This window comes from Nonomuraea mangrovi, from assembly GCF_042681425.1.
Taxonomy (GTDB): domain Bacteria; phylum Actinomycetota; class Actinomycetes; order Streptosporangiales; family Streptosporangiaceae; genus Nonomuraea; species Nonomuraea mangrovi.
In genome coordinates this window covers 89,946-110,044 of the sequence record NZ_JBHUFV010000007.1, presented here as the reverse complement: position 1 = coordinate 110,044, position 20,099 = coordinate 89,946, and the positions used below count along the sequence as shown (strand labels likewise).

The 20,099-nt window shown below is 70.4% G+C and carries 18 protein-coding genes; 15 read left to right on the top strand and 3 right to left on the bottom strand.

The window, feature by feature from the left end; genetic code table 11:
- Positions 1-49: 49 nt before the first annotated feature.
- Positions 50-637, bottom strand: a complete 588-nt coding sequence (locus ACFSKW_RS05965; protein WP_379569981.1) for a hypothetical protein — start codon at positions 635-637, stop codon at positions 50-52.
- Positions 638-949: 312 nt separating this feature from the next.
- Between ACFSKW_RS05965 and ACFSKW_RS05960 the strand changes: the two genes are divergently transcribed.
- Both ACFSKW_RS05960 and ACFSKW_RS05955 read left to right on the top strand, forming a co-directional pair.
- A complete protein-coding gene (locus ACFSKW_RS05960) occupies positions 950-2,677 on the top strand; it encodes an FAD/NAD(P)-binding protein (RefSeq protein WP_379569979.1) in 1,728 nt (575 codons plus the stop codon).
- A 247-nt stretch (positions 2,678-2,924) separates the two neighbouring features.
- The gene (locus tag ACFSKW_RS05955) at positions 2,925-5,123 is read left to right on the top strand and encodes an ATP-binding protein (RefSeq protein ID WP_379569978.1); all 2,199 of its coding nucleotides are present in this window, start codon (positions 2,925-2,927) and stop codon (positions 5,121-5,123) included.
- Between the two features lie 51 nt (positions 5,124-5,174).
- On the opposite strand, the gene ACFSKW_RS05950 is transcribed toward ACFSKW_RS05955, so the two are convergent.
- Both ACFSKW_RS05950 and ACFSKW_RS05945 read right to left on the bottom strand, forming a co-directional pair.
- Positions 5,175-5,753 (bottom strand): TetR/AcrR family transcriptional regulator, encoded by a 579-nt coding sequence (locus ACFSKW_RS05950; RefSeq protein WP_379569976.1) that lies wholly within the window; start codon positions 5,751-5,753, stop codon positions 5,175-5,177.
- Positions 5,750-6,541 (bottom strand): SDR family NAD(P)-dependent oxidoreductase, encoded by a 792-nt coding sequence (locus tag ACFSKW_RS05945; protein WP_379569974.1) that lies wholly within the window; start codon positions 6,539-6,541, stop codon positions 5,750-5,752. Before ACFSKW_RS05945 ends, ACFSKW_RS05950 begins: the two co-directional genes overlap by 4 nt.
- 99 nt (positions 6,542-6,640) lie before the next feature.
- On the opposite strand from ACFSKW_RS05945, the gene ACFSKW_RS05940 reads away from it, so the two are divergent.
- From ACFSKW_RS05940 to ACFSKW_RS05880, 13 genes are all read left to right on the top strand, one after another.
- Positions 6,641-8,191: a phenylacetate--CoA ligase family protein gene (locus tag ACFSKW_RS05940; RefSeq protein WP_379569972.1), complete on the top strand. Its 1,551-nt coding sequence runs from the start codon at positions 6,641-6,643 to the stop codon at positions 8,189-8,191.
- On the top strand, positions 8,188-8,634 hold the full coding sequence (locus ACFSKW_RS05935; protein WP_379569970.1) for a DUF4188 domain-containing protein: 447 nt from the start codon (positions 8,188-8,190) through the stop codon (positions 8,632-8,634). The genes ACFSKW_RS05940 and ACFSKW_RS05935 overlap by 4 nt, the downstream gene beginning before the upstream one ends.
- Positions 8,631-9,704 carry a hypothetical protein gene (locus ACFSKW_RS05930; RefSeq protein WP_379569968.1) on the top strand — a complete coding sequence of 358 codons (1,074 nt, stop codon included), beginning with the start codon at positions 8,631-8,633 and terminating at the stop codon, positions 9,702-9,704. The genes ACFSKW_RS05935 and ACFSKW_RS05930 overlap by 4 nt, the downstream gene beginning before the upstream one ends.
- Entirely contained in the window at positions 9,701-10,705 is a 1,005-nt protein-coding gene (locus ACFSKW_RS05925; RefSeq protein WP_379569966.1) for a hypothetical protein, read from the top strand. Before ACFSKW_RS05930 ends, ACFSKW_RS05925 begins: the two co-directional genes overlap by 4 nt.
- A 120-nt stretch (positions 10,706-10,825) precedes the next feature.
- Complete coding sequence (locus ACFSKW_RS05920) at positions 10,826-12,217, top strand: selenium-binding protein SBP56-related protein (protein WP_379569964.1); 1,392 nt, start codon at positions 10,826-10,828, stop codon at positions 12,215-12,217.
- A complete protein-coding gene (locus ACFSKW_RS05915; RefSeq protein WP_379569962.1) occupies positions 12,214-12,807 on the top strand; it encodes a hypothetical protein in 594 nt (197 codons plus the stop codon). Before ACFSKW_RS05920 ends, ACFSKW_RS05915 begins: the two co-directional genes overlap by 4 nt.
- A 236-nt stretch (positions 12,808-13,043) precedes the next feature.
- Positions 13,044-13,988, top strand: a complete 945-nt coding sequence (locus ACFSKW_RS05910) for a GNAT family N-acetyltransferase (RefSeq protein ID WP_379569960.1) — start codon at positions 13,044-13,046, stop codon at positions 13,986-13,988.
- Positions 13,981-14,733 (top strand): PIG-L deacetylase family protein, encoded by a 753-nt coding sequence (locus ACFSKW_RS05905; RefSeq protein ID WP_379569958.1) that lies wholly within the window; start codon positions 13,981-13,983, stop codon positions 14,731-14,733. Before ACFSKW_RS05910 ends, ACFSKW_RS05905 begins: the two co-directional genes overlap by 8 nt.
- Complete coding sequence (locus ACFSKW_RS05900; RefSeq protein WP_379569956.1) at positions 14,733-16,340, top strand: ABC transporter substrate-binding protein; 1,608 nt, start codon at positions 14,733-14,735, stop codon at positions 16,338-16,340. The genes ACFSKW_RS05905 and ACFSKW_RS05900 overlap by 1 nt, the downstream gene beginning before the upstream one ends.
- A complete protein-coding gene (locus ACFSKW_RS05895) occupies positions 16,337-17,308 on the top strand; it encodes an ABC transporter permease (protein WP_379569954.1) in 972 nt (323 codons plus the stop codon). The genes ACFSKW_RS05900 and ACFSKW_RS05895 overlap by 4 nt, the downstream gene beginning before the upstream one ends.
- Complete coding sequence (locus tag ACFSKW_RS05890) at positions 17,305-18,132, top strand: ABC transporter permease (protein WP_379569952.1); 828 nt, start codon at positions 17,305-17,307, stop codon at positions 18,130-18,132. Before ACFSKW_RS05895 ends, ACFSKW_RS05890 begins: the two co-directional genes overlap by 4 nt.
- Positions 18,129-19,100, top strand: a complete 972-nt coding sequence (locus ACFSKW_RS05885) for an ABC transporter ATP-binding protein (RefSeq protein ID WP_379569950.1) — start codon at positions 18,129-18,131, stop codon at positions 19,098-19,100. Before ACFSKW_RS05890 ends, ACFSKW_RS05885 begins: the two co-directional genes overlap by 4 nt.
- Positions 19,097-20,056 carry an ABC transporter ATP-binding protein gene (locus ACFSKW_RS05880; RefSeq protein WP_379569948.1) on the top strand — a complete coding sequence of 320 codons (960 nt, stop codon included), beginning with the start codon at positions 19,097-19,099 and terminating at the stop codon, positions 20,054-20,056. Before ACFSKW_RS05885 ends, ACFSKW_RS05880 begins: the two co-directional genes overlap by 4 nt.
- Positions 20,057-20,099: the final 43 nt, after the last annotated feature.

Sequence of the window (20,099 nt, the reverse complement as noted above, 5' to 3'; positions counted from 1 at the left end):
GCGACCAGGATCTTCCTGACGGATCGGCGGCCTGGCGGCCGGCCTCGGATCAGCGGCGAGGCCACATCGCGTCGAGCCGCATGGCTGTGGCCTGGTAGGCCGCCTCCTGGGCCGGCGTGAGGACGACGTCGGCGCCGGGTCCCGCGGCGGCGAGGCGCTCGCGCAGCAGGATGGACTCGGCCGTGTCGGCCAGGTCCAGCAGACCGCTGATGCGGGCGGCGGCGACGACGAGCTCGGCCCCGGACAGGTACCCGCGGTCGGACTCCAGGGCCTCGCGCACCGCGCCGACGCCGCCCGCGCCGATGCCGAGCACCCGGGCGGTCGCCGACAGGGTCGCCACGTCGATCGGGTCGACGTCGACCAGGCGCAAGGGGACGTGCTCGACCAGACCAGGGCCGTACAGCCGCCCCGCGAGCCAGGACTCGGCGGCGCGCCGCCCCTGGGTGGGCGCGACCGCCCGCCACAGCCGCCGCAGCGCGGCCAGCGCGGCCCCGCCCGCCAGCGGGCTCGGCAGCGCCGCCCCCTCGTCCTCGGCGCCCTGCAGGATCAGCAGTAAGCCCTCCAGCTCCTCCATCGCGCGTGCCAGGTCCTCGCCCAGATCGGGCACCAGGACCACGCGGGGGCCGAAGCCGGTCATACGCCGCCCCCGGCGAGCGGGACCGGCCACGCGCGGTCGTGGCCGGTGACGACGGGCGTGCGGGGAGCCGGCGGTGGTGGATCAAGCGGGGGCGTCACAACCGTGACGGTACGCCACCCTCTCCCCTCACGCCCGGCTCTCCGCCGTCTCCGCCGAGCGCTCCTGGCCCCCTGCTCCACGATCCGGCCGCGCTCGATCACGGCGGTCTCCTGGCACAGGGCGGCGGCCACGGTCAGATCGTGCCATCCACGTTGACAGCTAACCCGCTATTACCTACCTTGTAAATGGGTTTTGCTCGCCGGGAGGGGGCCGATGGGCGCGATCGCCGTGATCGGGGCGGGACCGACCGGGACGTGCCTGGTCGAGCGCATCCTGGCCAACGCCCCCGAATTCCTGGGGCACACCGTGCTCGATCTCCACGTGGTGGATCCGCATCCCCACGGCCCCTGTGCCGTCCGGCAGGCGGAACGGCTCGACCTCCTGTGGGCCGAATCGGCGGCCGCCGACATCACCCTCTACACCGACGGGTCGGTTCGCTGCGAGGGACCGATCCGGTCCGGCCCCTCGCTCGCGGAATGGCTGGGCTGCGATCCCGGCCACTTCGCTCCGCGCCCCGCGCTGAGCCGGTACCTGTCCGACGTGTTCGAGCGTGCCGTACGCGCGGCTCCCGGCAACGTGCGGGTGCACGTGCACAGGGAGGAGGCGACAGGGTTGGCCGAACTCCCCGGTCGCCAGCGGGTGGAGCTGGCGGGCGGGAGGTGGCTCGAAGCGGACGCGGTGATCCTGGTTCAGGGGCGGCAGGGCGTGCTGCCCACTCCTGAGGAGGACGCCCAGCTCGCGTTCGCCGCCCGCCACAACCTGCTCTACCTGCCCACAGGACACCCCGCCGACCTCTCGCTGGATGAGCTCCCGGCGGGCCGGCCGGTGCTCGTGCGCGGCGCGGGCCTGGCGTTCTTCGACCTGATGGTCCTGCTCACCACCGGCCGCGGTGGCCGCTTCACCCGGTCGCAGGACGGAGAACCCGTCTACCGGCCCAGCGGTGCCGAGCCCTTGCTGCACGTGGGATCGCGCCGAGGGGTGCCGTTCCACGCCAGGACCGGCTACCGCCTGGCGGGCCCCACGCCCGGCCCCCCGCGGTTCCTCACTCCCGGCGCGCTGCCGGCGGAGACGGCCGAGCTCAGAGAGCTGATCGCCAAGGAGCTCGCCTACGCGTACTACCGCGAGCTGTTCACCGCCCACCCGTCGAGGACCAGGCTGGAGCCTGCCGCGTTCCTGGACGCCTTCGCGGCGGCCGCGTGGGACGGCAGACAGATGCGCGCGCTGGTCACCAAGGCCGTGCCCCGCTTCGCCGACCGGTTACACCTGGACAGGCTGGAGCGGCCGCTGCGCGGCATGCGCTTCGGCGACTCGGCGGGGTTGCAGCGGTGGATGCACGGCTACCTGGCGGCCGACCTGGAGCGGCGCGCCGACGCCGCGTACAGCGCCGACCTGGCGATGATCCACGGGCTGTTCGCCGTGCACGACGCCCTGCCGGAGGCGGCGCGGGATCCCTGGTTCCAGAGGCTGTCCGGTTTCCTGGCCGGTGGCCCGCCCGGGCCGCGGCTGGCCGAGCTGCGGGCGCTGGCCAGGGCGGGTGTGGTCACCTTCCTGGGAGCCGATCTGCGGATCGAGCAGGAGGAGCGGGCGGGGGCCTGGCGGGCCACGAGCCCGACCGTCCCCGGCTCGGTGGAGGCTCGGGCGCTGGTCGAGGCGCGACTGCCCGCGCCGAGCGTCGACCGCAGCACCGATCCGCTCATCGCAGGGCTCTACGCCAGGGGCGAGATCCGCGACGCGTCGGGCCTGCCGGACGTGTGGCCGGCCGATGGGCGCCTGCTCGGGCAGGACGGTGTCCCCCATCCCCGGCGCTTCGCCATGGGCAGGTGGGCGGTGTCCGGCTTCGCCCGTCCTCACGCCGACGCGCCGCTGCTCCGGCACGCCGACATGCTGGCGAGGACCGTGCTGGCCCAGACGGCCGCGGCCGGTCGGCGCGCCGCCGCGTGAGCTCGGCGGCCCGGCCGTCTCGCCACGAGCGACAGGGCGGGACCCGGAAGGCCACGGCGTCCGGGGCGGGGCGTACCCGGCTTGACCTGGTACGTCAATGGGGGCGCTGCCCCGAGGGCGCCTATAGTGAAACATGGTCGTGGAGCGGCGGAAGCAGGTGGACGGCAACCTTCCGCTCGAGTTGACGAGTTTCGTCGGTCGCCGCCGGGAGCTCGCGCAAGCCCGGCGGTTTCTGGCGGAGACCCGCATGCTGACGCTGACCGGTGTCGGAGGAGTGGGCAAGACCCGGCTCGCATTGCGGCTGGCGGCCGAGGCCGGGCGGGCCTTCCGCGACGGTGTGCGGCTGGTCGACCTGACGACGCTGCGGAACGGGGAGGCGCTCCCGCATGCCGTGTCGGAGGCGCTGGGGCTGCGTGACGAGTCACCCCAGCGGCCGATGTCCAGCCTGATGGAGCTCCTGGAGGGCAGGCAGCTGCTCCTGGTGCTGGACGGATGCGAGCACCTGCCCCAAGCGGTGGCGATGCTGGCCGGCAAGCTGCTGGGCGCGGCTCCCGAGGTGCGGATCCTGGCGACGAGCCGGGAGATCCTCGGCGCGGAGGGCGAATACGTTCTCACGGTGCCGCCGCTGTCGTTCCCCGAGCCTGGCCGGCCGGCGACGGCTCCGGCCCAGTACGACGCGGTGGACCTGTTCGCGGAACGGGCCGCGGCCGTCCAGCCGGCCTTCTCCGTGGCCGGCAACATCGAGGCGGTGTCCGCGCTGTGTGCGCGGCTGGACGGCATTCCGCTGGCCATCGAGCTGGCCGTGGCGCGGCTGAGAGCGCTCTCGGTGACGCAGATCCTGGACCGGCTGGACGACCGCTTCGAGCTCCTGACCTCCCAGAGGCGGACCCTCGTCCCCCGCCACCAGACGTTGCGCGCGGCGATCGACTGGAGCTTCGAGCTGTGCTCCGCCGACGAGCGGACACTGGCGGCACGGCTGTCGGTGTTCTCGGGCGACTTCGACCTCGAGGCCGCCGAGCAGGTGTGCTCCGGCGACGGCATCCCGGCGCAGGACGTGTTCGACCTCATCGTCGCGCTGCTGGACAAGTCGATTCTGGTGCGCACGGAGACCACCGGCACCGCGCGATACCGCTTTCTCGAGACCATCAGGGAGTACGCCCAGTCCATCCTCGCGAGCTCCGGTGAGGAGCCGGCCCTGCGGCGCCGCCACCGCGACCACTACCGGCGCCTGGCCGGTCGGGCTCTGCAGGAGTGGTTCGGCCCCCACCAGCTGGAGTGGGTGCACCGGCTGCGGCACGACAGGGCCAACCTCAGGGCCGCGCTGGAGTTCAGCCTCGGCGAGCCTGGCGAGGCGGGCGCGGCGCTCGAGATCGTGGCTTCGCTGTGGCATTACTGGATCTCCCTCGCCGGCTCCTTCAACGAGGGCCGCCACTGGCTCGAACGGGCGTTGGAGCTGGCTCCCGAGGCCACCCCGGCCAGGGCCGACGCCCTGTGGGTGGCCGCCTGGTTCGCGCTGCGGCAGGGCGACGTGGACGCGGCCCCGCCCCTCCTGCGCGAGTGCCGTGACCTGGCCCAGCGGCTGGGGTATCCGACCGCCATGGCGGCCGCCGCGCACTTCTCAGGGCTGACCGCCTACTTCCGGAGCGACTTCCAGAGCGCGCTCACCCTCCTGGAGGAGGCGCGCGAGCGCTACCACGCCAACGGTGACGAGGCCGGGGTGTGGATGGCCCTGTTCCATCTGGTCATCGTCCACTCGACACTGGGCGACGACGTTCTCGCCGAATCGCTCGCCGCCCAGTGCCTGGCGATGTGCGAGGACCGCAGCGCGTACCTGTCGAGGTCCAACGCGTTGTGGGTGGTGGGTCTGGCGCGCTGGTTCCAGGGCGAGCAGGCGCAGGCGGCAGAGCTGGTGGAGAAGGGGCTGGGCGTCATGCGGTCCCACGACGACCGGTGGGGCGTCGCCGAGTGTCTGGAGGTGCTGGCCTGGGTGGCGGCGGCGGGAGGCAAGGGGGAGCGCGCCGCCCGGCTGTTCGGCGCCGCCGGCACGGTCTGGCAGTCGATCGGTACGGCCCTGCCCGGCCTGCTGCCTTTCGCCGACTTCCACAACATCTGCGAGGCACGCGTGCGCAGGGCCCTGGGAGATCGCGCCTACACGACCGCCTTCCAGCAAGGCGCGGGCCTGTCTCTCGAGCAGGCCGTCGACTACGCGCTGGACGTCGACAGGCGTGACGGCACACCCGGCGAGCGGTCCGGGCGGGTCTCCGCGCTCACTCCCAGGGAGCTGGAGGTCGCCGAACTCGTCGCCCAGGGCATGAGCAACAAGGAGATCGCCGCCAAGCTGGTCATCGCGCAACGCACCGCTGAAGGGCACGTCGAACACATCCTGGCCAAGCTCGGGCTCTCCTCCAGGGTGCAGATCGCGACATGGGTCACCGGCCGGCGATGAGGGGCCGGATCCGCCGCCTGTGACCCGGACGGCACGGCGGTGCGCGGCGCGTCACTTCCGCAGGGCCTGCCAGATCCGCTCGGGCAGCACCCTCGCGGACTCGTCCAGGTCGATCTCCGGAGCGCCGGCCAGCCAGCGCCTGGTCACCTCGGCGACCGGCCCGATCAGGAGCATCTCCACCTGTGCCATTGGCAGGCGGGCGACCGTGCCCGCGTCCATGTGCGGGCGGATCCAGGCGATGAGCCTGTTCAGGCGGGGCGCCTTGTCGGCCGCGATCCGTTCGGCGTGCGGGCCGAGGTCGATCGCGTACGGCGCGGCGTGGATGAAGCGCGCCTTGTCCGGGTGGTCGGCGGTGAAGCCGAGATAGGCCACCACGGCCCGCCGTACGCCGTCGCGAGCGCTCGCGGAGTCCTCGACGGCGGCGACCAGCGTGTCGAGCAGGTCGCCCATGCACCGGCTGTAGAGTGCCGCGGCCAGCCCTTCCAGGCTGCCGAAGTGGTGGTACAGGCTGCCCATGCTGACGCCGCTGCGCGTGGTCACGGCTCGCAGGGTGAAATCGCCGGGATGGACGTCCAGCGCGGTGTCGAGCAGCCGCCTGGTCGTCTCCTCGCTGCGCTTGTGCCTGGTCACCCCGCCGACGTTAGCGTCTCGGCCTCCTTCCAGATGCGCCCGGCCAGCTCGCCGTCCAGCGCCGGTCCCTCAAGGGGGACCTCCTCGGTCAGGTGGAAGTAGCGGCCCGTGCCGGTGCCGTGCGCCAGTCCCACGACTGGACCGGCGCCCTCCTCGGGCGTGGCCCACTTGCGTTTGACCATCGTGAGCAGCCATCCGACGGGCCCGCGACGATCACCCAGCCCCGTGCGGATCACTCCAGGGTGCACGGCGTCGATCGTGATGCCGGACGCCCGCCAGCGCTCGGCGAACAGCGGCACGGTCAGCAGGTTGCACAGTTTGGTGTCGGCATACGTCCGCATCTGGTGGAAGTCCGCGCCCACGGAGGTCCTGCCCACCTCGGCCCTGCCCTTGACGTAGAGGCCGGCGCTGACCTGCACCACCCGGCCGAGCCTGTCCTCCAGCAGGTGGTTGAGCAGGAACGGCGCCAGGTGGTTGACCGCGAAGGACTCCTCGAGGCCGTCCTCGGTCAGCGTGCGGCGGCTGGGCCAGACCCCGGCGTTGTGGACGAGCACGTCGATGCGCGGGCATCCGCCGCGGAGCTCGTCGGCCAGCCGCCGGACCGACGCGATCGTCGTGAGGTCGCCCGCCACGAACCCGACGTCGCCGCTGATGCTCGCCGCGGCCCTGGCGCCGCGCTCCTGATCCCTCGCGACGAGAAGCACCCTGAAACCTTCGCCGGCCAGCTGCTCGCACACCGCGTATCCGATGCCGCGGTTGCCGCCGGTCACCACCACTGTGGACCCCATACCAGAGCATTTTTCTGGAAAATTGCTCTAATTTCAATGGGCACGGGACAGGTGGGGCGTTAAGCGAATGTTGATTGGTGTTCGCTAGGTTACGCCGGTATGACCCGCAAGAGTCCGAGCCTGGGGCGGCTCACCCCGCGCCAGCGATGGCGCAGGGCCAGGCTGCAGTCCTTCTCATGGCTGCTCACCGGCGTCTACCACCTGGGCACCATGCATCCCGCCCTGTGGCGGTTCGTGGCCCGCACCTATCACCCCGTCCTCGACCGGCTCGCCCGCACACATGCCCGCGTGGCCTGCCAGTTCGCCGCCGTGGACGTGCCCGCCTACCGGGACTTCCTGCGCGACCACGGCGCCGAGCACGCGAAGCGGCTGGCGGACTTCCCCGAGACGACCAAGCAGAACTACGCCTCCGTCTACGACGAGCAGAGCCGCTGCCAGGAAGGCAGGCTGCACCGGCCGGGCGTGATCGTGGACGAGTCGTCGGGTTCGAGCGGCAAGCCGTACAACTGGGTGCGTGGGCCCCGGGAGCTGCAGGGCATCTACCGTAACGCCGCCGGATACATCGAGCTGGTCTTCCCCGGCGAGAGGCTGTTCGTGATCAACGCGTACTCGATGGGCGCCTGGGCGACCGGCACCACCACCGGCGCCGCCATGGCCCGCATCGCGATGGTCAAGAACACCGGCCCCGACCTCGAGAAGATCGCCGACACGCTGGAGCACTTCGGCCCCGGCTACGACTACGTGGTGGCCGCCTACCCGCCGTTCCTCAAGCACCTGCGCGACCGCCTCGACGCGGCAGGCTTCCCCTGGCAGGACTACCGCATCCGCGGCATGGTCGGCGGCGAGGGCATGACCGAGGCGCTCCGCGACTACCTGGAGGAGCGCTTCGAGGAGGTCCGCTCGGGATACGGCGCCAGCGACCTGACCATCGGCATGGGCGCGGAGAGCGGGTTCACCGTACGGCTGCGCAAGCGGCTGGCCACCGACCAGCGGCTGCGCGACGCCCTGCTCGGCCCGGACGAGCAGCGCCTGCCGATGATCTTCCACTACAACCCGCTGGAGACGTTCCTGGAGGTCAACGCCTCCGGCGAACTGCTGTGCACGATCAACACCAAGAGCTGCCTGCAGCCGAAGCTGCGCTACAACGTCGGCGACGAGGCCAGGCTGCACACGCTGGCCGAGGTCAGGCGCGCGCTGGGCACCGACTACGCCGCCACCTGGACGGACGAGCGGATGAACCTGCCGCTGCTGTTCCTGTTCGGCCGCAAGGACTCGACGATCTCCTACATGGGCGCCAACCTCTACCCGCAGGACATCGAGTACGGCCTCTACCAGGGCAACCCGTACGCCGCCCGCATCGCCAGGTTCTGCCTGTCGCTGGAGGAACTGCCGGGACTGGAGTACCGCCCGGTGATCAACGTCGAGCTGCGTGAAGGCTCCGGCCTCGCGGACAACGACCGCGACGAGCTCGCGGGCATCTGCCGCGAGGGCGTCGTCGCCCACCTGGGCCGGGTCTCGCGCGACTTCGCCGAGTCGCTGAAGGAGGACCCGACCAGCGCCGATCTGCGTGTCAGGATCTTCGACACCGGCGAGGGTCCCTTCGCGGCGCTGACCAAGATGAAGAACGTCTACCTGGTGGAGCACGCGTGAGGACCAAGGACTTCAGCAAGGCGCCGCCCCTGGGGCAGGCGAACGCCATGTTCGTCGGCGCCACCCGCTACCGGGGACCGCTGTCGATCATCACGCTCACCTTCACCTGGTTCCGCATGGTCCGTGACATGAAGCGGATGCGCGGCTACCGCTGGCACAAGGTCTACTGGGAGTTCCCCTTCACGCTCGGCACGCTGGCCTTCTTCGAGGACCGCGACGCGCTGCTGCGCTTCGCCCGCAGCCGCCACCACCGCAGGCTCATGCGGTGGGTGACCGACGGCACGAAGAACGCCACAGGCGGATACATCCGCCTCTACAACGCCGAGCCACAGGGCTACTCCAACGGCGTCTGGCGCTCGGAGGGCGGGCCGATGGCGCACATCGAGACGTTCACGCCGCTGTCCACCGAGGAGGGCGAGGGGCCGACGGTGAGCCGCACGTGAGCCTGCGGCCCGTCGAGTCCAGGCGCGACCTGCGCGCGTTCCTCGCGCTCACCGACCGGATCTACGGCGCAGACCTGCGCTTCGTCCCGCCGCTGCGCGCGAGGGTCCGCGCGTGGCATCGCCGAGGGGTACGGCTGTGCCTGCTCGAACGAGGGGGAGAGGTGGTCGGGCGGACCACTTTGCACACCGACGCGGCTCTGGACGCCAAGCTGGGCACGGCCGCGCAGCTGTTCGGGTTGACCGAGTTCACGCGCGACGCGGGGGAGGAACTGCTCGACGGCATCTGCGCGGCGGGGCGGGCGGCGGGCAGGCAGGCCGTCTTCGGCCCGGTGTCGCTGCTGCCCAACCAGTCGGGCGGCGTCATCACGTCGGGCTTCGACGAGCGCGGTTTCATCGACAGCGCCTGGAACCACCCCTATTATCCCGAAACCTACGACACGTATGGCTTCGTGCGCAGGTTCGAGGCCGACACCTGGATCTGCCCGGTGCCCGAGCACCCGGTCTTCGCCTTCGACGACTCCCGCCTCGCCACCGAGCGGCTGCGGATCCATCGCGGTGACAGGAAGCGCGTCGGGGAGCAGTTGCCGATCCTGCGCGAGATGCTCAACGCCAGCTTCGCCCAGCTCGGCTACTACACCGAGATCTCCGCCGAGCAACTGGCCGAACAGACGGACGGCCTGGCGTTCCTGCTGGACGAGTCGCTCCTGCTGTACCTGACGAAGGCGGGCCGTCCGGTGGCCTTCGTGCTCTGCCTACCGGACATCTCGCGATTCGTCGCGAAGGTTCGCGGCGACCTGCATCTCGTCAACCAGCTCAGGCTGCTGGCCACCCGTTCGAGCCATCGGAGCGAGGCCGTCCTGATCATCAAGGGCACCGTCCCCGGCGAGCAGGGCCACGGGTACATGCGCCTGCTGTCCCGCGAACTCCACGCAGGACTGCGCCGCGGCGGCTACCAGGCGCTGCGCAGCACCTACGTCGAACGCACCAACCCCGGCTCCGCCGCGCAGTACGTCGCCATGGGCGGCCGCCCCCTGCACGGTTACACCTTCTATGAGAAGACCCTCACGTGAACGAGCTACGGGCCCTCGAACAGGACTTCTGGCGCGCGCCCAGCGCGCACAACACCCAGCCGTGGACTCTCACCTACCTCGGCACGGAGGCCATGGTCGGCTGGGATCCGGAGCGCTGCCTGCCCGTCGGCGACCCCACCGGCCGTGATCTGCGCCTCAGCCTCGGCGCCTTCGTCGAGTGCTGCCTGATCGTCTGCGCCTCCGCGGGCCTACGCGTCGGCTTCAGACCCGACCCGGGACCCGGCAGGGTCGGCTACCTGTACGGCTCCGAGCAGCCGTACAGGACCCCCTTCACCACCAAGGACGTACGGCGGCGCGGCACGAACCGGGGCCGGTACCACCAGGGCCGCCTGCCGGACGACGTCGTGGAGCGGCTGCGCGCCCACAGTGGCGCCCACAGTGGCGCTCACAGTGGCGCCCACAGCGGTGCTCACAGCGGTGCTCACAGCGGTGCTCACAGTGGCGCCGACGTGCGCCGCCTCGCCTGCCGCGACCTGGCCGGCCTGCTGCACGCGGCGGACCTGCGCCAGTGGGCCGACGCCGACGTCACGGCAGAGCTGCGCGAATGGCTCCGGCTGACCCCGCGCCATCCCCTGTACCGGCTCGACGGCCTCACCGACCAGGCGCTGGCGCTGAGCGGGGCCGAGACGCTCGCCCTGCGCGCCGCGCTGGCCGGCTACCCGGCGCTGCGCCGCCTCGGCCTGCCCAGACTGCTCGCGGGCGCCGCGCGCGGCCTGCTCGACTACGACGGCGACGTGCTCGTCCTGGTCGGGCCCGTGGCGGACCAGGTCGAGCAGGGGCGAGTCCTGATGCGGCTGTGGCTGGAGCTGTCCGCGCTCGGCTACGCCACCCACCCGCTCAGCCAGATCGTCGACTGCGCCGCCACCCGCGAACACCTGGCCGCGAAGCTGGGCGTCGAGGACCCGATGACCCTCCTGCACGTGGCCAGGGTGGGCCGGCCGCTCGGCCCCGCCGCCCGGTCGGCCAGGCTGACCGGCTGAATCCGGGCCAGGCGGCCCCGGACCGGGGCGGGCGCGCAGCCTGATGGCCGCAGCCCGGCATCAGGTCGTCCAGACGAGAAATTTACCTGGTCGGCCCGGGAACGGAGAGACGCTGGATGCATGGCTCTCTGGACACCTGACCCGACCTTCTATCCGTCGCCTCGCGACGCGGCGGACGCCCCGCCCGAGCGGTTCGCCTACGTCGCGACCTTGGACCGCTCGGCCGCCAGGCCGGACGCGATGGCCGTCCTGGACACCGATCCGGGCTCCGCCGACTACGGCACGGTCGCCGGCTGGACGGACATGGCCTACACCGGTGACGAACTGCACCACTTCGGGTGGAACGCGTGCAGCAGCGCGCTGTGCCCCTACGCGCCGCACCCGCACATCGAACGCCGCTTCCTGGTCGTCCCCGGGCTGCGCTCGTCGCGGATCTACATCCTCGACACCAAGGACCGGGTGAGCCCGGAGATCGTGAAGGTGATCGAACCGGCCGAGCTGGCCAGGCGCGCCGGCTACTCGCGCCCGCACACCGTGCACTGCGGCCCCGAAGGAATCTACGTCTCCGCGCTGGGCGGGGCCAACGGGGAAGACGGCCCGGGCGGCATCGCCATCCTCGACCACAACTCCTTCGAGGTGCTCGGCCGATGGGAGGTCGATCGCGGGCCGCAGTACCTCGCCTACGACTTCTGGTGGCACATCACCCACGACGTGGTGGTGACCTCGGAGTGGGGGACACCCTCGATGATCGAGGACGGGCTGGTGGGGGAGCTGCTGCTCGGCCGGAAATACGGTCACAAGCTGCACTTCTGGGACCTCCGCAAGCGCCGCCACGTGCAGGAGATCGATCTCGGCGACCAGTACCAGATGGTGCTGGAACTGCGCCCCGCCCACGATCCGACCAGGACGTACGGCTTCGCCGGCGTCGTCATCAGCGTCGAGGACCTGTCGGCCTCCGTCTGGCTCTGGTTCGACGAGGGCGGCCGCCGGCAGGTGCGCAAGGTGATCGACATCCCCGCCCAGCCCGCCTCGCCGGAGGACCTGCCGCCGCTGCTGAAGCCGTTCGGCGCGGTGCCTCCGCTGGTCACCGACATCGACCTGTCGGTCGACGACCAGCGGCTCTACGTCTCCTGCTGGGGCACGGGCGAGCTCAAGCAGTTCGACGTCTCCGACCCCTTCAAGCCCGTCGAGACCGGCTCGCTCACGATCGGCGGGATCGTCCGGCAGGCGGCCCATCCGGCCGAGCCGGGGCTGCCCCTGCGCGGCGGCCCGCAGATGGTCGAGATCAGCCGCGACGGGCAGCGCCTCTACGTCAGCAACTCCCTTTACGGCGCGTGGGACGACCAGTTCTACCCCGAGGGGGTGGGGGCCTGGCTGGCCAAGATCGACACCGGCTCGTTCACCTTCGACGAGCGCTTCTTCCCGCACGGCGACGACTTCCGCGGCCTGCGACCCCACCAGGTACGGCTGCAGGGCGGCGACGCCTCCTCCGACTCCTACTGCTATCCATGACGATCGCGGCGGTGATCCTGCTGGGCGCCTTTCACGGCCTCAACCCGGCCATGGGCTGGCTCTTCGCCGTGGCGCGCGGGCTTCAGGAGCACAGCAGGGACAAACTGCTCCAGTCGCTTCCGGTGATCGCCGCAGGACACCTCGCGTCGGTGGCGCTGGTCGCGCTCGTCGTCGGCGCCACCGGCTCGCTGGTCACCGGCACTGTGCTGTCGGTCGCGGGGGGAGTGCTGCTGGTCGGCTTCGGGCTGTGGCGGCTGCTGTCCAAGAGGCACTTCCGCTGGGTGGGCATGCGCCTGTCGCTGCCGCAGCTCGCCGCCTGGTCGTTCCTGATGTCGTCCGCCCACGGCGCCGGGCTGATGCTGATGCCGGTCTTCACGAGCCTGCACAGGGGCCACGCGATCACGGGCGGTTTGGGCGTGGCCGCCCTTCACACGCTGGCCATGTTCACGGTCGCGGGCACCGTCGCGGTGTTCGCCTACGAGGTGGCCGGACTCACCTTCCTGCGCAGGGCCTGGTTCAACGTGGACCGGATGTGGGCCGCGGCCCTCATGGCGGCGGGGATCATCACGCTCGCCCAGGCCGCGGTCTGACGGCCGCTGGACACACGTGGCGGCCTGGTCCAGCGGCCGGCAGCCGGCTGGTAACCGCCTGGCAGCCCGGGTGGCACGCGGCGGCCGCTGGTTTCGGCTAGGGCCGGAAATATCTGGTAAGCCAACGTTCCATAGTGACCGAAGGCGAAGGAAAGTTTCAAGAGGGTAGCGGGAAGGGAAATTTTCTTCCCCGATCTTCTTGACCCGGAGCCTTACCAGTCGGAAAGCTCTTGGGTATGACGGTCATGGTCCGTGCCTTCGCCCCTGGGGACGAGCACTCGCTGATCGAATCCTGGAACCGGAGCCTGCCGGGAGACCCGACGACCGCGACATGGTTTCGCGACTGCGTCCTTCTCGACCCGAACTTCGACCCTGAAGGCCTGCGGGTGGCCGTGAGCGACGGCCGCGTCGTGGGCAGCGCCTACGGCGTCCGCCGGTTGACACCCCTCGCGCCGGGCACGGACCTCGAGCCTGAGACAGGCTGGATCCCGTTCTTCTTCGTCGCGCCCGGACACCGGGGCGCCGGGCTCGGGCGGCGCCTGCTCACCGAGGCGCTCGACTTCCTGCGAGCCAGAGGAAGGACGCGGGTGGACTTCGCCTCCTACACGCCCAACTACGTGCTGCCCGGCGCCGACCCCGAGCTCTACCCCGAGGGGCTCGCCCTGCTGACCAGCCTGGGATTCGGCACGCTCTACTCGCCGGTCGCGATGGACCGGACGCTGGTCGGCTATCAGACGCCGGAGGACGTGCACGAGCTGCGGGCCGAACGCGAGCGCGAGGGGTACGCCTTCCGCGGTCCGACCGACGGAGAACTGCCCGAGCTGATCAGGTTCGCTGCCGACGAGTTCAACCCCGACTGGGGGGAGGCGATCCGCCACCACAAGGACACCACGCGCATGGTCGTCGCCAGGAAGCGGGACCGCATCGCCGGGTTCGCGCTCTACGCCGCATACCGCGGCATCCCCGAGCGGTTCGGGCCCTTCGGCGTGGACGCCCACGAGCGGGGCACCGGGCTCGGCAAGATCCTTCTCCACCTCACGATGACCAGGATGCGAGCCGAGGGCCTGCACTCCTCGTGGTTCCTCTGGACCGGAGAGGCCAGCCCGGCAGGACACCTGTACACCAAGGCGGGATACCAGGTCACCCGCCGCTTCCGCGTCATGAGGTGGGCCAGTGAGTGAGCCTGGCGAGGTGTCAGGGCCGGACACCGTGACCGCCGAAGCGAGCCGTGCCATCCACGTCCTGGCCATCGGGGCCCACGCCGGGGACATGGACCTGACAGCGGGAGCCGTACTCGCGCAGCACGTCCTCGAAGGACACCGCGCCACGCTCCTGCACCTCACGCTCGGCGAGCGCGGCCACCCGCGGCTGCCCGTCCCCGAATACGCCAAGCAGAAGCACGACGAGGCCGAGGCGTTCGCGCGGGCGATCGGCGCCGAGGCCAGGTTCCTCGACTACGAGGACGGCCTGCTGCCCGACGACGAGGACGTCAAGATGCGCGTCGGCGACCTGATCAGGGAACTGCGCCCCGACGTCGTCCTGACCCACTGGAGCCGGTCGATCCACAAGGATCACGCCCGCACGCACCGCATCGTCGAGGACGCCCGCTTCTACGGCGGGCTGAAGACGCTGGAGCGAGAGCGCCCCGCGCACTGGGCGGGACAGCTGTTCTATGCGGACAACTGGGAGGACGCCGAAGGCTACCGGCCCGACGTCTTCTTCGAGTTGACCGACGAGGCCTACCAGGTCTGGTCGGAGGCGATCACGGGCTACGCGTTCGCCCGCGGGGAGACCTACGGCTTCCCGTACGTCGACTACTACCGCGCCCTCACCACCGTGCGCGGCGCTCCCGCCGGATTCCGCCGGGCCCAGGCCTTCGCGGCGCCGGTCGGCTCCCGTGACCTCCGCGTGAGAGGAACCTTCTGATGAGACGTTTGACGGCAGTCGTCTTAGCACTCGCCCTGGCCGCCGGCTGCTCGAGCGGCGGGGGACCCGGATCCACCTCCAAGAGCGAGGCGCCGCCCCTGGTGATCCATGCCATCGACTCCGGCACCTTCCAGGAGAACTTCAATCCGTTCCACCTCGAAGGCGTGAACTTCGGCACGACCGGGATGATCTACGAGACGCTCGAGTACTTCAACAAACTCAAACCAGGCGAGATCAAGCCATGGCTGGCGCTGAGCCACGAGTGGGGCAACGACGGCAAGACGCTCACCTTCACCCTGCGCAAGGACGTGAAGTGGACCGACGGCAAACCGTTCACCGCCGACGACGTCGCCTTCACCTTCGACATGATGATCAAGCACCCCGAGCTCAACAAGGGGGCGCTGGAGATCTCCGGAACCAAGGTCCTCGCGCCGGACAAGGTGCGGATCGACTTCAAGGGCACGTCGTACGCCAAGCTCTTCAACATCTCCGGAAGCACGGGCATCGTGCCGAAGCACCTGTTCGAGAAGGAGAACCCGGTCACCTTCACCAACCCCAAGCCGGTCGGCACCGGGCCCTACAAGCTCTCCACGTTCTCCGCCCAGCTCTACGAGATGACGAAGAACCCGGCGTACTGGCAGTCGGGCAAGCCCGTCGTCCCCACGATCAGGTTCCCCGCCTACACCGCCAACGCCGTGCAGACAGGACTCCAGCAGGGCGAGATCGACTGGGCGGGCGCGTTCGTTCCTGACATCGACAAGATCTACGTCCAGGGCAAGCCAGAGACCAACAAGTACTACTTCCCGCCCGAGGGCGTCGTCTCGCTCCTGCCCAACCTGACCCACCCCGTCCTGTCCAAGCCGGAGGTACGGCAGGCCATCAGCCTGGCCATCGACCGCGACAAGATCGTCAAGGTGGCCGAGCGCGGCTACACCAAGGTCGCGCACCCGACCAGCATCCCGATGCCGGGCGGCGAGGCCTTCCTGCCGCCGGAGTACAAGGACGCCGCCTACAAGGTCGACGTGGAGAAGGCCAAGGAACTGTTGAAGGGCGTCGACCCCGGCCTCCTCACGTTCACCCTGCTGGTGCCCTCGCCCTTCACCGACTGGGTGAACGCCGCCCAGCTCATCAGAGAGGACCTGGCCAAGATCGGCATCACGCTCGAGACCAGGGGCGTGGCGTTCCAGGACTGGGTCTCCAAGGTCGGCAAGGGCGACTACGACCTGTCGATCAGGGCCACGCCCACCGGCGCCTCGCCGTACTTCCAGATGAGGGCGTTGCTCTTCAGCGAGCTGGCCAAGCCCGTCGGCACCTCCGCCACCGGCAACTACCAGCGGTGGAAGGACCCGGAGACGGACAAGCTGATCAACGCCTACGCCGCCACCGAGGATCTGGCCGAGCAGCAGCGGGCCACCCAGGGGCTCGGCAAGATCATGGTGGAGAAGCTGCCGGTGCTGCCGCTGTTCTACAGCCCTTCGTGGGCGCAGTTCAGGACGAACAAGTACGTGGGCTGGCCGTCCGAGCAGGACCCGTACGCGATGCCCTCGCCGTACACCTCGCCCGACGCCGCCGTGGTGCTGCTCAACCTGAGGCCCGCGGGCACGTGAGGTTCCTGACCAGGCGGCTCGGGTTCTACCTCCTCACGGCCTGGGCCGCCGTCACCCTCAACTTCCTGATCCCCCGGATGATGCCGGGGGATCCGGTGGACCTGCTGGTGGCCAGGCTCAAGGGCAACGTGGACCCGGCCGCCATCGACGCGATGAAGAAGGCGTTCGGGATCAGCGACGCCGACCTGTGGACGCAGTACCTCGACTACCTGGGCAACCTGTTCCACGGCGAGCTGGGCCGCTCGATCACCTTCTTCCCGACGGAGGTGTCCACGGTCATCGCCGACAGCCTGCCGTGGACGATCGGCCTGGTCGGTGTCGCCACGCTGATCAGCTACCTGGTCGGCACCTCGCTCGGGGTCGTGATGGCCTGGAAACGCGGCACCTGGCTCGACGGGGTGCTGCCCGCCGCGACCTTCCTGCACGCGGTGCCGTACTTCTGGGTGGCGCTCGTGCTGGTCTTCGTCTTCGGCTCGACGCTGCAGTGGTTCCCCGGCTCGCGAGCGTACGGGCTGGAGGTGACGCCCGGCCTCGACGGCGAGTTCCTGGCCAGCATGGCCTACCACGCGACGCTGCCCGCGATCACGATCGTGCTGGCCTCGATGGCCGACCGGATCCTCGGCATGCGCAACGTCATGGTCACCACGCTCGGCGAGGACTACGTGGTCATGGCCGAGGCCAAGGGGCTGACCAGCCGCCGCGTCATGTGGGCCTACGCCGCCAGGAACGCGATCCTGCCCAACATCACGAGCTTCGCGCTCAGCCTCGGCTTCGTGGTCGGCGGCTCGGTCCTCACCGAGATCGTCTTCTCCTATCCGGGCATCGGCTCGATGCTGCTCAAGGGAGTCGAGAACGAGGACTTCCCGCTCATGCAGGGCATCTTCCTGGTGATCTCCCTCGCCGTTCTCGTCGCGAACCTGCTGGCCGACCTCGCCTACGTGATCCTCGACCCAAGGACGCGCCAATGAAGATCCGCATAGGCATCGGCATCCTGGCGTTCTTCACGCTGATGGCGCTCGTCGGGCCGCTGCTGCTGTCCGCCGACCCGTCCGCGACCAGCGACGCGGGACTCCAGGGCCCCTCCGCGGAGCACTGGCTCGGCACCACGCAGACCGGCCAGGACGTGCTCACCCAGATCGTGTACGGCTCGCGGGTCTCGATGGGCGTCGGCCTGCTCTCGGCCGTCATCGCCACCATCGTCGCCATCGCCGTGGGCCTGGTCGGCGGGTACTTCGGCGGCGCGGTCGACGAGGTCCTCTCGGTGCTCACCAACATCTTCCTGGTGCTGCCCGCGCTGCCGCTGATCATCGTGCTGGCCGGCTACCTGCCCCAGCGCGGCGTCGCCTCCGTCGCGGTGGTGATCGCCGTGACCGGCTGGGCATGGGGCGCCCGCGTGCTGCGCGCCCAGACCCTGTCCGTACGGCGGCGCGACTTCGTTGAGGCGGCCAGAGCCGGCGGCGAGGGCCCGTTCCGCATCGTCTTCTTCGAGATCATGCCCGTGCTGCTGCCCGTGATCGCCACCAGCTTCCTGGCCACCGTGGTCGGCGCCATCCTGGCCGAGGCAGGACTCTCCTTCCTCGGCCTGGCCGACCTGTCCACGGTGAGCTGGGGCAGCATGCTCTACTTCGCGCAGAACGGCCAGGCGCTGCTGATCGGCGCCTGGTGGTGGTTCGTGCCGCCAGGGCTCTGCATCGCGCTCATCGGCACCGGCCTGGCACTGGTCAACTTCGGCCTGGACGAGATCGCCAACCCCCGGCTGCGCACGATCAAGGTTCGAAAGGCTCGCGCATGAACGTCCTGGAAGTCCGCGGGCTCGGCGTCGACTACCTCTCCTCGAGCGGCGCCGTCCACGCGGTCGCCGACGTCTCACTCGACCTGCGACAGGGCGAGATCCTCGGGCTGGCAGGGGAGAGCGGCAGCGGCAAGTCGACCCTCGCGCACGCGATCGGACGGCTGCTGCGGCCGCCGGCCACGATCACCGGCGGGTCGGTGACCTACCGCCGGCCCGACGGTTCAGCCGTGGACGTGCTCGAGCTGAAACGCGAGGAACTGCGCGCCTTCCGATGGAAGGAACTGGCGGTCGTCTTCCAGAGCGCCATGAACTCCCTCAACCCGGTCAGCACCGTCGGCGCGCAGATCGACGACGTGCTCCGCATCCACGTCCCCGACATGCCGCGCAAAGCGCGCATCGAACGCTCGGTGGATCTGCTGCAGCGGGTCGGCATCAGCGCCGACCGCCGGCGCAGCTACCCGCACGAGCTGTCCGGCGGCATGCGGCAACGCGCGGCCATCGCCATCGCGCTGGCGCTCAACCCCGAGATCATCATCATGGACGAGCCCACCACGGCGCTCGACGTGGTCGTCCAGCGCGACATCCTCCACGAGATCAGGGCCCTGCGCGAGGAGTACGGCTTCGCGGTCCTGTTCATCACCCACGACCTGTCACTCCTGATGGAGATCTCCGACCGCATCGCCATCATGTACGCCGGACGGGTCGTCGAAACCGGCACCGCCAGAGTCCTGCACAAGGCACCGCGCCACCCGTACACGCTCGGCCTGCTCCGCTCGTTCCCCCGCCTGCACGGGCCCCGCGAGGAGCTGCTCGGCATCCCCGGCACCCCGCCCGACCTGCGCTCCCTGCCACCCGGCTGCGCCTTCCACCCGCGCTGCCGCTTCGCCTTCGACGACTGCGGCTCGACCCTGCCACGGCTCGATCCCGAGGTGGCCTGCCTGCTCAATGACGGGAGGGGGGTCGAATGAGTGAGATCGTGCTCGAAGGAAGGAACCTCACCAAGCACTTCAAGGCCGCCCGCGGCCGTGGCACCGTGCGCGCCGTCGAAGACGTGTCCCTGGCCCTCCGGTCCGGGACCGTGACGGCGCTGGTGGGGGAGAGCGGCTGCGGCAAGAGCACCGTGGCCAGGCTGCTCGCCCAGGTGTACCCGCCGACGTCGGGCGAGGTGCTCCTGCGCGGAGAGAAAGTGAAAGGCTTCCGCGAGTACCGGCGGCAGGTGCAGCTGATCTTCCAGGACCCGTTCGCCTCCCTGAACCCCTTCCACCGCGTCCGCTACCACCTGGCCAGGCCGATGCGCGTCCACGGCCACGTGCGCTCCGCCGCGCACGAACGTGAACGGGTGGCCGACCTGTTGGAACGGGTCAGCCTCACACCAGTCGAACAGTTCATGGACAAACTCCCGCACGAACTGTCCGGCGGGCAGCGGCAGCGCGTGGCGATCGCCAGGGCGCTCGCCGTCCAACCGATCGCGCTGATCGCCGACGAGCCCGTCTCCATGCTCGACGTGTCGATCAGGCTCGGGGTGCTGCGGCTGCTGGAGAAGCTGGCCGCCGACAACGGGCTGGCGCTGCTGTACATCACGCACGACATCGCCAGCGCCCGCTACTTCGCCGAGGACATCACGGTCATGTACGCGGGACGGCTCATCGAGAGCGGCCCCAGCGAGGCGCTCACCCAGGCCGCTCGCCACCCCTACACCCAGTTGCTGCTGGACTCGGCCCCCGACCCCGACCGCGTGACGCCGCCCGAGGGCACCAGGCACGGCGAGCCGCCCAGCCTGATCGCGCCGCCGAGCGGATGCCGCTTCCATCCGCGCTGCCCCGTCGCGCTGCCGATCTGCTCCTCCGAGGTGCCGGGCCGTACCGACTTCGGCAACGACCGGTGGACGCACTGCTGGCACGCCGAGGCCGCCCTCACCCCGTGAACCGAACGCCCCCGCTCCACACCTGTCGCCTCCCTCCCGGTCA